Annotated in this window: 6 protein-coding genes; all 6 read left to right on the top strand. The window is 41.8% G+C overall.

All coding sequences use genetic code 11. From position 1 onward, the window contains the following. The first annotated feature begins 125 nt into the window (after positions 1 to 125). The gene (locus NE665_RS10770) at positions 126 to 803 is read left to right on the top strand and encodes a response regulator transcription factor (RefSeq protein WP_117444183.1); all 678 of its coding nucleotides are present in this window, start codon (positions 126 to 128) and stop codon (positions 801 to 803) included. Positions 804 to 959: 156 nt separating this feature from the next. Next, positions 960 to 5774: a GH32 C-terminal domain-containing protein gene (locus NE665_RS10765; protein WP_117444184.1), complete on the top strand. Its 4815-nt coding sequence runs from the start codon at positions 960 to 962 to the stop codon at positions 5772 to 5774. 278 nt (positions 5775 to 6052) lie between these two features. Then, the gene (locus tag NE665_RS10760) at positions 6053 to 7006 is read left to right on the top strand and encodes a hypothetical protein (RefSeq protein WP_117444185.1); all 954 of its coding nucleotides are present in this window, start codon (positions 6053 to 6055) and stop codon (positions 7004 to 7006) included. Positions 7007 to 7023: 17 nt separating this feature from the next. Beyond that, positions 7024 to 8562, top strand: coding sequence for a cardiolipin synthase (cls, locus tag NE665_RS10755; RefSeq protein WP_117444186.1), 1539 nt, complete (start codon positions 7024 to 7026; stop codon positions 8560 to 8562). 425 nt (positions 8563 to 8987) lie between these two features. After that, positions 8988 to 10160 (top strand): BTAD domain-containing putative transcriptional regulator, encoded by a 1173-nt coding sequence (locus NE665_RS10750; RefSeq protein WP_117444187.1) that lies wholly within the window; start codon positions 8988 to 8990, stop codon positions 10158 to 10160. Positions 10161 to 10306: 146 nt separating this feature from the next. Beyond that, the coding region (locus NE665_RS10745) for an InlB B-repeat-containing protein (RefSeq protein ID WP_256302540.1) at positions 10307 to 13982 on the top strand (3676 nt) is incomplete at its 3' end.

The following is a 13982-nucleotide window of genomic DNA, read 5'->3' as shown; positions in this document are numbered from 1 at the left end:
ACTTTATGAAATACGTATAAAACAGCAGAATCTGCTGTTTTTTTGTGCATAATACGCCCAATTCGACTGGAAATGCAGTTATGTATAAATGTATACCATTTGAGACGATGTGAGGGAAAGTGGACATGATAAACATTATGGTAGCTGAGGATCAGCAGTTAATTCGCGAGAGTCTGAAAATTATTTTGGATTCCATCGAGGGGTTTGCGGTGAATAGTGTCGTAGGAAATGGGGAAGAGGTGTTGCAGCAGCTTGAGGGAAGGGCTGTTGATATCATCCTGATGGATATTCGTATGCCGGTAATGGATGGCGTGGAGTGTACCCGTATAGTAAAAGAGAAATATCCAAAGGTACATGTTTTGATTTTGACAACCTTTCTTGATGACGAATATGTAATGAAGGCACTTGTCTATGGGGCCAGTGGATATATTCTCAAGGGCATTTCATTAGGGGAGCTGAAGTATGCTATAGAAACAACAATAAAGGGCGGCAGTGTGCTGAACCCGGATGTTGGGGCAAAGATGGTTCATATGATACATTACGGAAAACGGCTGAAGAGGGAGAATCAGGAGCATCTGCGCGTGAATCTGCGTGTAAAGAAGCTGAGTGAGCGGGAATGGGATATCATCGGTGCGATTGCAAAGGGGATGTCCAATCGTGAAATCGCTGAAAAGATGATTTTTACTGAAGGAACGATACGGAATTATCTGAGTATTATTCTGGAGAAGCTGCAGCTTAGAGACCGAACACAGCTGGCAATCTGGTATCTGCAGGATGGGGCAAAGCTACAGCCTGCCTGCTGAACTACAGGCACATAACACGCAATGCATAACTATAAACAGTTTAACGAATGTCAATGTAAGTGATTACAAAATACACTGTGTTGACATTTTTTCTTTCGATATACTTTAAATAGAGCATCGATAAGATGTTGGAAGGATAGGAAAAGGAGAGATCGTATGACGAGAAAAACGACAAGAATGCTGACAGCTTTTCTGTCATGTTCCATGGCAGTTACCAATTTAGTTCCTTTTAATGTAATGGCTGAGACTATTGCGGCTGAGCCACAGGAGGTACAGGTGCCTGCACCAAAGGAGCAGAATACAAAAGAAGCAGCTTCTGTACAGCTGACAAGATTTAAAGGAGAGCATGTTCGCACAGAGGATGGCAAAGTGATCCTGGACAATACGAACGGGGATAATTTTGCGATGAGTGAGGACATACAAGAGCTGGCAGATGATTTTCACTACAGTGCAGATTTAACAATCAAAAGTGGGAATGCGCAATGCGCTGCACTGCTGGTCGGTGTGGGAAATCGAAATGATCCCAGCAAGGCATGGAGAGCAGCAAATGTCATCAGGCATGAGGGAGAAAACAAAATGCGCATGTTTCGTGTGCCCGGTGATCATAATTATCAGCCCATGCAGATACTGAATGACTATGATTCTACAAAAACGGTACATCTGGATCTGGATATAAAGGCAAATGGGGACTTTATCTACAAGGTAACCAGTGAAGGCGGCAGTGAAAATGTGATGAGCGGAAATATGGATGACTGGGCCGGCGGATATATTGGACTGCTATCCTTTCAGACAGAGGCTGAGCTTTCCAATATCCAGTTCACAGATCGTACAGAAAGAGCAGATGAAAGCTTATTCCACACCACCTTGGAAAATCTGCGCGGTCTTCAGGGAAGCTGGAAAATCACAGAAAAGGGTATGCACTCGCAGGGAAACGGCGATAACTTTGCAATCTCTGATACGAAAATAGAAAACTTCGAGTATTCCGCCAACATAAACAATCTGGATGAAAAGGGTGCCGGGGCATTGATGTTCCGTGTACAGAATCCAAACAATCCCAAGGACGGCTGTTATGTGATCAATGCGGATTACACACATAATATTTTCAAGCTGTTTGAATTTCCAACAGGCGGCAGTATTGCAGAGGTTCCTTTGAGCGATGTGGAGCCGAATGCAGATGGCTCCTATGATATCAAGGTAATCGTCGTTGGAGAAGACATCTATGTTTATGCCAATGGAAAAGGAATTATGCGTGAAAAGGACAGCCGTCATAAGGGAGAATCCTATCTCGGACTGCTAACATGGGATGGAAATATCGAATATCAGAATTTGTATCACAAGGCCGCTGGTGAGCTTCCTCCTGTTGAAGAGGCGAAGCTGAGTGATTTCAAAATATTAACGGATGGCGTGACGATTACTCCAACATTTGACCCGGATGTGAAAAACTACGGTATGGATATTCCGGCCGGCGTGGATCGTGTCGTGGTAAAGCCGGAATCCAGCGGGGATGTTTACATTACACTGAAGGATCGTAACAACAAGGTGATAAAGGAAAAACAAAAGGTCACTGATACCTTTACCTTAACTGCGGAAGACTTCGATATGAATTTTCTGAATATGGGAGTTACGATTGAAAAAGACGGGTTCCGTGAGAATATCAATTTCGCTGTAAATAAATGGCTGTCAACAGCAGAGCTGGCACAGCAGCCATACCGCGCACAGTTCCATGTGACACCACAGATTAACTTTATGAATGATCCCAACGGTATGGTATATGATTCCACAGACGGCTACTGGCATTTATTCTATCAATATTCCCCCAATAATAACTTCTATAAGCAGTCGCAGGCACATGTACGCTCCAAGGATCTTGTAAACTGGGAACAGCAGCCGCTAGGCTTGCAAATCGATGAACACGGTCTTATTTTCTCGGGTTCTGCAGTAGAGGATACAGAGAATACTTCCGGATTGTTTGATAATAACAAATCCGGAGAATCCAGACTGGTTTCTATATATACATATCATAATGAAAAAACAGGAAAGCAATCTCAGGCAATCGCTACCAGTAAGGATCACGGGATTACATGGCAGAAATATGCCGGTAATCCGGTTCTTCCAAATGAAGGCAATACCCTTTCGGGAAATGATTTCCGTGATCCGAAGGTTTTTCAGATAGACGGTGATGACAGCAAGACATGGTATATGGTGACGGCAGGAGGCGCTGCACAGATTTTCACCAGCAAGGATTTGATTCATTGGACAAGATCTCAGAATTTGACCTATAAAAACGGAGATCAGATTCATTCTGAGTGTCCGGGACTGATTCCGGCAAAGGTAAATGGAACAGGAGAAACTAAGTGGATTTATAACGGTAGTGCCGGATTTTATGTAGTCGGAAGTATGGAAAAGGATGAAAATGGTATTTATAAATGGACTGCAGAATCTGAAAAGATGGATATTGATTCCAATGCCAATCCATGGGGCGGTTTTGGGAAATATGCAACGATGACATTTTATCGGGACGGTACAGGAAAGAATCGTCAGATTGGAATCAGCTGGCTGCAGGACTTCATAGAATTCGATGGCAAAACATATAAGGGATTGCAATCACTTCCGCAGGAATACGGATTGAAGCAGGATGCAGACGGTAACTATATCGTAACATCGAATGTTGTGGAGGAAGTGAACGCTCTAAGGGATACAAATCATATGCTGTATCAGACAAAAAATAAAAAGGTTTCCTCATCTGATGCCAATATCCTGCGAGGCATATCCGGCATCCGCTATGACCTGGAGGGTGAATTCACGCTGGGAACTGCGAAGGAATTCGGCTTCAAGCTGCGCAAGGGAAATGGAAAGGAGCTGATTTTCAAATACAATAAGGAAACACAGAAAATGTATGTGGATGGCAGAAATGCAGGCTATCATGTGAACAGCGGTAATTTCTCTTATACCCTGAAACCGCTGGAAGGAAATAAGGTTAAACTTCGTATTATCATTGATCAGGGTGCTGTAGAAGCATTTGGCAACGATGGAGAGGCCAATATTTCTACCGCTATGTATCAGGAAAACAGCAATATCGGTATGGAATTCTTCTGTGATGAAGGAGACGTTACGATTGATCAGCTGAAAATTTACGATATGAAGTCCATGTATACCGGTAAATCAGGCTCTGATTCGGAAGCACCGCAGCTTTATCTGTCCGCTCCTCGGGAAGCTGAGGTTCATACAGAATTCCGTGTGGATACCAATATGTATCCGAATATGGAAAGTGGAGATATCGTTTGGACGATTGATCCGGGACTGCAGCTTGTGAAAGAAGAAAAAGGAAGTATTGTTGTTTCCGGCAGCAAGGAGGGAACCTATAAAATAAAAGCATCCGCAAAAGGTCTGGAAAAAGAAGTGGAAATCAAAATCTTCACATCCAGCTTTGCTTCAAATATTCCGGATTGGAAGCTGGATGGAGGTATTTGGGCAAAATCTACGGACGGAGTTATCGGCACCAATACCGGGGGTGACAGCTTTTTGATTCATGATACACGGATATTCAAAGACAAAGCATTTGTATATGAAGCGGATATGCAAATTTTGGAGGGCACTGCCGCAGGTATCGTATTCGGTGTCAGCGACAGAAATAATCCGGCAGCTGACTGGTTCTGTGCAAACATTGAGCGTAAGGATGACGGCAGCTCTATTGCCAAGCTGTTTAAAAATCAGAACGGAGAAATCTGGAATGAGACAAAAGTAATTCCGGCAAAGAAATCCAAAGCAGCAACGCAGGCGCATTTGAAGGTTGTTTATGACGGTGCCGGTAAATTGGAGTATTGGCTGGATGGTGAAAAGATTTTGGAACGAAGCAATGTGGATATGCAGGATGGCTATCTCGGTGTACAGACCTTCCGTTCAACTACCGTCTTTAACAATGTAACTATACAATACCCAGATGCATCTGTTGTACGTCTGATGGAGAATGTTCCATCAATAACACTTGCATTCGGTGATAAGACACTAAAGGATCAGCTGCCGAAACAGATTCGTGTTAAGCTTGACAACGATGTTGAATTGCTGGAGACGATCACATGGAAGCTGGATGATGTGAATGTAAACAAAGCCGGCGTGTATACCTTACATGGAAAAGCAGCCGGTCACACCATAGAGGTGAAGGTCACAGTAAAGGCAGACAAGAAAGAGCTGCAGAAGCTTCTGGAGCAGGCTAAAACCTATGTAAAGGAAGACTATACAAAAGATAGCTGGAAGACATTTGAAGCAGCATGGTATCGTGCAGCTGCGGTGTTTGCGGATGAAACTGCTGCGCAAATGGATGTGAACAGCAGTGCAGCTGCTTTGGAAAAGGCGATGCAGGGGCTGGAAAAAGCAGTTATCACCGCCGACAAGAGAGAATTGAAGGAGCTTCTGGCATCCGCCAAGAAAATCAAAGCGGAAGGCTATACAGCGAGCAGCTATGCCGCGCTTAAAAAAGCTATTGCCGCAGCTGAAAAGGTGTTGGCGGATGAGTCGGCTTTACAGAGTGAAGTGGATACGGCACAAAACAATCTGAGACAGGCAGTTCTGGCACTGGAAGCTGCACAGAGCACTGTGAACAAGGAGCAGCTGCAGACTCTGGTAAATATGCTGAAGACTGTAAAGAAGGATGGATATACTGCAGATTCATGGGAGGCATTTGTAAAGGCGCTTGAGCAGGCAGAAGCCGTTTTGAAGGATGAAACAGCTGATGATGCCGCTGTAACCAAAGCATATGAGACCCTGCAGAAGAGCTATCGCAGCTTGCAGATGGCAGCGGTAGAGGGGGAAGAAAAACCGCAGAAAGAAGAAGAAAAGAAGTCGTCAAAACCTGTTGCTGAGCATCCGGATACCGGTGATACCACAGCCACAGCCACAGCCGGTATGCTTACACTGCTCGCCGGAGGTGCTGCTATCGCTATCAGGCGAAGAAGAAAGCAAGGCAAATCCTAAGAATTGATTTCATAGAGAGCTCACAAGATACGTGAGCTTTTCTGCTATATCCGCTCATACCGTGCAGTACCTCTTTTCCTGTCCTGTGCCACGGTATGAAGTCAAGGTGCTACTGCCGACTGTAATTTACAGAAAGAATGTCCCCACATACATAATCGGCTTGAATGAAAGAGGATACAGGATACTGAATTCGGTTTTTCTTTCGTATATTCAGTATTCACTGTAATTTTTCTCTTATTTCTAGTATAATAAGAATATTAGTTTCAGGAGGCACTTATATGGATAAAACAGTATTAGAGAAATATACAAAAACATATGGTACACGTTTCAGCAGACGACAGAAGAAGCGTTTTATCGAAGCATTACATCAGGATTTTCATGCCCTTGGATATGAATCCACGATGATTGAAGGGAAAAAGCTGCTGTCACATGCCCATAACTATTTGTATGGAAACATGAAGCAGATGAAGACGGTCATTGTCGTACCCTACGATACACCGGAAAGAAAGTTTTGGAAAAAGGTGCTGTATTTTCCTTTTGACGGTACCAAAACGGCAAACAAGACCATGGTCGCAACCTATGTCCCGATTTTCATATTCTTTGCATTGATTTTCGGAGGTCTGTATGGATTGCAGCCGCTGATTACTTCCACAGGACTGGCGTCACTGATTTCCTTTGGCTTATTCCTGCTGACTGTCATGCTGATGTACTGGATGATGCACGGCTTTCACAATGCTCATAATTATAACCGTAATTCTGCGACAATAGCCGCTGCTGTTGAAATCGCAAGAGGTCTGAGCAAGGACGAGCGTAAGAAGGTGGGCTTTCTGTTTACGGATAAGAACAAGATGCGTTTTATCGGTGCAGAGGCAGCCGCAAAGGATCTGGCCAATGCGGGTAAAAATCCGACGCTCATCTGTCTGGACTGCATCGCAAAGGGCAGCGTCGTACAGATTGGCTTCAATCCGCAGAACCGTAAGCTGGCAAATGAAATAGCTAAATATCATCCGAAAAAGAAAGCGATTGATGTCATCAAGCTAAATGAGGATATGCGTACACAAAGTGCTATGGCATATTTCAAGAAAGCGGTTGTTATTTCCTGTGGCGAGCTGGATGATGCCGGAAGTCTTTGTGTTAGCGGAACCGGCACGGGCAAGGATCGTGATATAGAGCCGGAAACGCTGGATGGCAATATCACGATGGTGAAAGAATATCTGCATAACCAGAAATAAAAAAAGGAGGGAGCCGCATGATTCGTAAACTACTATCCCTTTTACATAATAAAATTTTAATTGTATCTGTACTGATTCTGATTCAGCTGTTCGTATTTTTCGGTATCGTTTTCAAGCTCAGTGAATACTTTGTGGCTATTTATTTTATACTGATCGCCCTGAGCTTCTGTATGAGCATCTACATTATCAATAAAAATGACAATCCGACCTATAAGCTGACTTGGGTGCTGCTGATTATGGCAGTTCCTGTCTTCGGAGGTCTGATCTATCTGCTGTTTGGCGGTCAAAAGGTTCCCAAGGAGCTGCGCAAGCGAGATAATGAGGCACTGGAAAACTATCAGGAAATTTCATGGCAGAATACAGAAATTATGGAAGCCTTGGAGGCAGAGGATCCGCTTGCACACAAGCAGGCCAATTATCTGTGGAAGAATGCAATTTTTCCCATCTATAATCATACGGAAACAACCTACTTTCCGGTAGGTGAGGCAAAATTCAAGGCAATGGTGGAAGAACTGAAAAAGGCTGAAAGCTTCATTTTTATGGAATACTTCATTATCGCTCCGGGTGTGATGTGGGATACCATTCTGGATATTCTGATCGATAAGGTGAAGCAGGGTGTGGAGGTACGTGTCATGTACGATGATGCGGGCTGTATTACAACGCTGCCACAGGATTACTATCTGACGCTGAGAAGGCTCGGAATTCAGGCGAAGGTATTCAATCCGATCAAGCCGCGGCTTGCCATGCAGATGAATAACCGCGATCATCGAAAAATCCTTGTCATTGACGGGAAGGTGGGAATGACCGGGGGAATCAATCTTGCGGATGAGTATATCAATCAGAAGGAGCGCTTTGGACACTGGAAGGATTGCAGTGTCATGATTCGCGGAGAAGCTGTATGGAATCTGACGCTGATGTTTCTGCAATTCTGGAATTATGACGAAAAGGAAAAGGATGATGTTTTTTCCTATAAGCCGGATTTCAAGGTGTTCGAGAATATTCACAATGACGGCTATGTGCAGCCGTACAGCGATTCCCCGACCGATGAGGAAAATGTCGGAGAATATACGCATATCAATATGATCAACAGCGCCAATCGCTATGTATATGCAACAACGCCGTATCTTGTAATCGACAATGAGATGAAAACAGCATTGCTGCTGGCGGCTAAAAACGGGATCGATGTCCGAATTCTTGTTCCCCATATTCCGGATAAATGGTATGTATTTGCTGTGACCCGCTCCAATTATAAGGACCTGATTGAGGGTGGTGTAAAAATTTATGAATACACACCGGGCTTTGTCCATGGAAAAACCTTTGTCGTTGATGATAAAATGGCGATTGTCGGTACGGTGAATATGGATTATCGCTCCTACTATCTGCATTATGAATGCGGGGTGTGGTTCTATCGCAGCAAGGTGGTTATGGATGTGAAAAAGGATTATTTAGAAACACTGGCGAAAAGTCATCAGGTTACCCTGGAGGAATGTCGTCAGGTCCGGCTTCCGGTTCGTATTATGCGGGCCATTCTGAATCTGTTTTCACCGATGATGTAAGGAGAAAAGACCGAAGGGTCTTTTTCTTTCCTGCATAAGGGGAGTAAACCCTAATGATTGCATAAGAAACAGAGTGGATAAGGCAGGCGGATAAGGGCAGCGGTGTATTAGCGTTTTAATCATAAACTGTTATGAAAGGATTTTATAACACGATTTAAAACGGTTTAGTCCATAAATCAACGGTTCAGACCGTTTTTATTGCAATGAAACATTCGTATCTGTCATAATAAGGGTGTAGCGTACCCTGGTATTTGTTCTCAAAATGCTGTATTTTACAAAAATATTATAACCTTATTGTGGACAATTTTTCGATTTTGCAGTAGCATGATAGGGCAGGGTTTTCAGACAGTTTCTGTATGTAGTGCATAGAAGGGGATATGCCCCTATCCGATAGCAAGCATTCGAGTAAGGTGAGGAGGATTTTCATGAACAGTAGTAAAATGTATATACATCTGTTTGATGGTTTTACGATTGAGTATGGCGGAGAAGTGTTCAATATGCGGGATTATCTGTCTCGTCAGTCGCTCAGTCTGTTGGAAGTTCTGATACTGCAGGATAGGAAAAATGTTTCCAGAGAATTTCTGATGGAGCTGTTTTGGGAAAATAGTGATAATCCGCTGAGCTCTCTGAAATTCAACATCTTTCGTCTGCGTAAGCTGCTGAAGGAAATACCTGCACTGCAGGATATTGATTTGATTCAGACGGAAAAGGGCGGTTATAGGTTCCAGCCTGAGATTGAAACTGTCGTGGATACAACGTTGTTTGAAAAGGAGTTCGCAGGAATTGAAAAGGCAGACAGCTATGATGACAACACCTCCATACATGCGAGAATAATCATCGATTTGTATGATGGGGGCCTTTATAACGATACGGAGCAGCTGTGGTTCATTCAGAAGGTGGAGTATTTCCGCAATGTATTTTTGGATGTAACAGATAGGCTGTGTGCGTATTATCTTCGCAATGGACAGTTTTCGGATTTAAAGAGTGTCGCTTTGAAGGCAGCAACACTGGAGCCCTCTGTTGAGGAAAATCATTTCTATTATATTCAGGCACTGATCAGTGAGGGCGATTATGCGGCTGCCTATGAATATTACCAGACCTCCACAAGAATGCTGGTGAGTGAATATGCAGTCAGTCTTTCAGAAAAAATGAAGGAGCTGTATTCCAATATCATCGGAAATAATGAGGAGAAGAAAAATATTGAGGGCATTACCTCCTATTATAAGAGCAAGGAAATTTCCAGCGGCGCATTATATTGCGATAATACTGCATTCGATTATATTTATGAAATCTCCATGCGAAATGCAGCACGTGAGAATTTACGGTATTTTCTATTCATTTTTGAAATTAAAACAGAGGGAGATGATGAAAATCGTCTGGAGATCTTACTGGAAAAGGCGAAAGCCTCCATACAAAGCTCTTTAAGAAGCGGTGATGTATTCACCAGATTGAATCGCTTCCAGTTTCTTGTTCTTTTGCCATGCCAGCGGGAAGATGATGCATATCGGATTGCACAGCGTGTATCCTCCAGCTTTCAGGGGAAGGTGCGTAATCGCAAGGAACGGCTGCATTATTATATACAGAATACCAATCAATAAAGAGAGTGAAAAGTTCATGCGTATTGCGGAACTTTTTTTTATCTGACAATGCATTCTAACCAAAATCTAACTCCTTCAACTCTATAATGGTCGTGTAAGGTGGGAAAAACTTTATATATACGGAAAAGAGAAAGGAGAGGATGTATATGAAGAAAAGGTTCGGCAAGTTGCTATTAGCTATCGTAATGACATTGCAACTGGTACCATCCTCTATGACAACTATAGCAGCAAATGACAGTGTTGCCTACAAAGATGACTTTGTACAGGTTACGATGGAGAATAAACCAACTGCAGCATATGAGACCGGATCCAGCGAAATCCCGGATGGGGTTTCAAAATTAAATGTCGAAGTACATGTAGACGGCGCTTTAAAGGCATCAAGGACACTGACATTTGGTTCTGCGACCAATCCGGAAAAAACTGAAATAACAGCAAATGCGGGATATGCGGTTGAACAGGTCACGTTAAATGGCGAAGCGTTTGATAACAGCATCGTGTATAACAGAGAGGTTGGGGAATCTGAAAAGAACCTGGTAATCAATGTCTATACGAAAGCGGCTGTTACAATTCATTATCAGGATCTGGAAGGAAACAAGCTTGCAGAGGATGATGTAAAAGAGGGGAAACTGCATGAAAAGCTGACATTAGATGCAAAAGCAATCGACGGTTATACAGCATCGAAAGACAATGCTTCTGATATAGTGTTGGAAAATACAGGTAATGAGATTACTCTTGTATACTCCAAACAGGAGAAAGCAGTTAGTAAGGCTCCGGTAACTAAAAAAGCGAAGGCTACAAATCCGGGTACATGCTCCGTGGATGTTAGCAGAAACTGCTTTATGGATGATGGAACCTATGTAGACACTGACGGTACAAAATATCCAACTGAATATACAGTTCAAACAGGAAGTGGAAAAATTTTTCATGAAAGCAATCAGGTAGGAAAAGATGGGAAACTATGTGCTGATGGTAAAGTGGGAAACTTGCAGCGTGATGTTCTGCCATACAGACACTATGTAATTTTAAAAGACTCAACAGATATTAATGTTATAACATATATACGCTGTGATGTTTATCAATCGATGATAAATCCTCCTACCCCTGAAAAAGAAACTTATAAAGTAACATTCATGACAAGCGAAAATTCACATGATTTAGGCGCAGTGTATGTAAATAAAGGTGAGAAAATAAATAGATCAGACGTGCCTGATATTTCTGCTAAAAGATTTTATGATGACTTAAATAAGGATTATATTTGGGTTAAAGAAAAAAATAGCAATACTGAAATTGATTTTTCTACCATAATCGTGAATTCAACAATGACTATTTATGCAAAAGGAATAGACAGAGCAGTTGAAAAATTCACAGTAAATTTTGATTTAGCTGGTGGAACATACAACGATAAAAAAGACGATGTGAAATTGGAGATTGAAAGTGGAAAGAAGATTTCTGAATCCGCAATTCCTACACCGGTTTTAAAGGATAATGCTTTCAAAGGGTGGAAATCAGGTAAGGGACAGAAAGTTTATTCTAATGAAGAAATTGCAGATATGATTATTCGTAAGAATATGAACTTTACAGCCGTCTATGAGAAGGAAACGTTTACAAGAGAGGCTGAATACTTCGTCCTGTTACCAAGCTCTGAGCTTCCGAAAAATTTGTCTGGCAATTACAATCCAAGTAACTTTGTACCATCAAACAGCAATACATGGAATGGTCCAACTTGGGGAGGAAATAACGATGTGCATAATCAGGGCATGGGGTTCTCGGGATATATAAGTGAGGACGCATTCCAGAAAGCGTATATTGACAAGACACCAATTACAGATGAAAACGGTGTGGATAGTAAATATATTTTTATCCCTGATGGTCACATTCCTGAAGAGTATACTGTAAAAAGCGGTGCCGACAAGGGCAAAACAATGAAGCTTGATAATATTGTTTGGTACTCGATAAAAAAACAGGATAAGGATAGACCACATGTAGATGGCTATATAAAGAAAGTATCAGTTGAAATTGGATATTATCCAAATATTGATAATTTTGACCCAGTGCTGATAGAAAATGCAGTAACAGGTAATGAATATACTGTAAAAGATCATACTGATATCAATGACTTTCCAAAGAGAAAGGGTTACGAATTTAATGGATGGAATACAAGAGCTAACGGCAAAGGTACGAGCTATGCTGCTGGTGATGAATTTACAGTAAAAACTTCTGTTGCCCTGTATGCACAATGGAAAAAAGATGATAAGGCAACCAAAGACCTGTCGTATACAATAGAACATTGGCTTGAAGGTTCAAAAGAAGCTGAGGAAACTGTTTCTATGACGCAGGAAATTTGGGTAAACGATGATTCCTATCCAGTAGATTCCATTAAATCTAACACGTATGAAGGATATGAATTTAAACATTATGAGTTTAAAGACAAAGTTTCAAGCCTTCCTATCACTGTGAAAGACAAGGATACTATCAAAGTTATTTATGAAAAAACAAATCAGAAATACACAGTCCAGCATATTGATGAGGATAGTAATGAAATACTGAAAAGTGATGAAGGAAAAGATGCAAAATTCAATGATAGAATCATCGGTGAAAATTGCAAAACTTCTATTGACAACTATACGTTTACAAAAGCAGATAATCTTACAGTTGGCACTGATAATGAAAAAAATATAGTCAAGGTATATTACAGCAAAGACAGAAATAAGGATGGTGTTCCTGATAAATACCAGATTGAAGTCACGTATACAGCTGAAAACGGAACTATTGATTCAGATCATGCTAATGGTAAAAAATTCTATGTAACACTACTCAAAGATGGAAAATGGGCAACAAAGGAAGATGGTGGCATCGGTCATCTTAGTGATAATCAGATAGCAACAGCTACAGCTGCAAGAGGATACAGTCAAGACAGTCTGAAATGGGCACCGAAAGTCCCTACTACAAAGCTGGATTTGAATGAAGATACGCAGTTTGTTGCAGATTTTGAAAAAGACAGCTTTCGCTACAGCATCGAATATTATTATGACGGGGTAAAAGGGAAAACCGATTCCTATACTGCGATGTTTGAAGAAGAGATTACATGGAAACCGGAAGTCTCTGTCATGTATGAGGGAAGAGCATATGCTTTGGATAAGGTAGAAAACAATCCTTTATCCATTGGTACAGAAGAATCAAAAAATGTCATTCGTTTATATTATGGGACAGATGAAAACAAGGATCAGATTCCGGATAAGTATCAAATAAAGGTTATCTATAAGGCAGTGAACGGAACTATTGATTCTGAGCACGCCAATATTATAGGTAATAAGACATTCTATGTAACACTACTCAAAGATGGAAAATGGGCAACAAAGGAAGACGGTGGCATCGGGTATCTTAGTGATAATCAGATTGCAACTGCTACAGCTGCAAAAGGATACAGTCAAGACAGTCTGAGCTGGTCTCCGGAAACACCGACAACAAAATTGCCTTTGAATACAGAGACTGAATTCGTAGCTAAATTCGAGGAAGATGCAAAAGTAACGATCTCATATAAATCAAATGATGAAAATATGGGAACTGTAACCAATGCGAAGGATGAAGTCAAACCACTAACCGGAACCGTAAAGGGAAGCAAAGCAGAAGCAAAAGAAGGCTATGCATTCAAGAACTGGACGAATGCAGAAGGTACGATCGTCAGCTGGGATGATGAATTCAAACCGGCAAAGGTAGATGGACTGAATGTAGCTGGTGAATACACAGCAAACTTCGGTACAGATGAAAACGGCGATAAGATTCCGGATGAGTATCAGGTGAAATACACCTATCAGGCAGCAG

Source organism: Clostridium sp. DFI.1.208, assembly GCF_024463855.1.
In the GTDB taxonomy this organism is placed as follows: Bacteria; Bacillota_I; Bacilli_A; order Erysipelotrichales; family Erysipelotrichaceae; genus Clostridium_AQ.
Note: the sequence above shows the minus strand (reverse complement) of the source record. Positions and strands in the feature narration are given on the sequence as shown.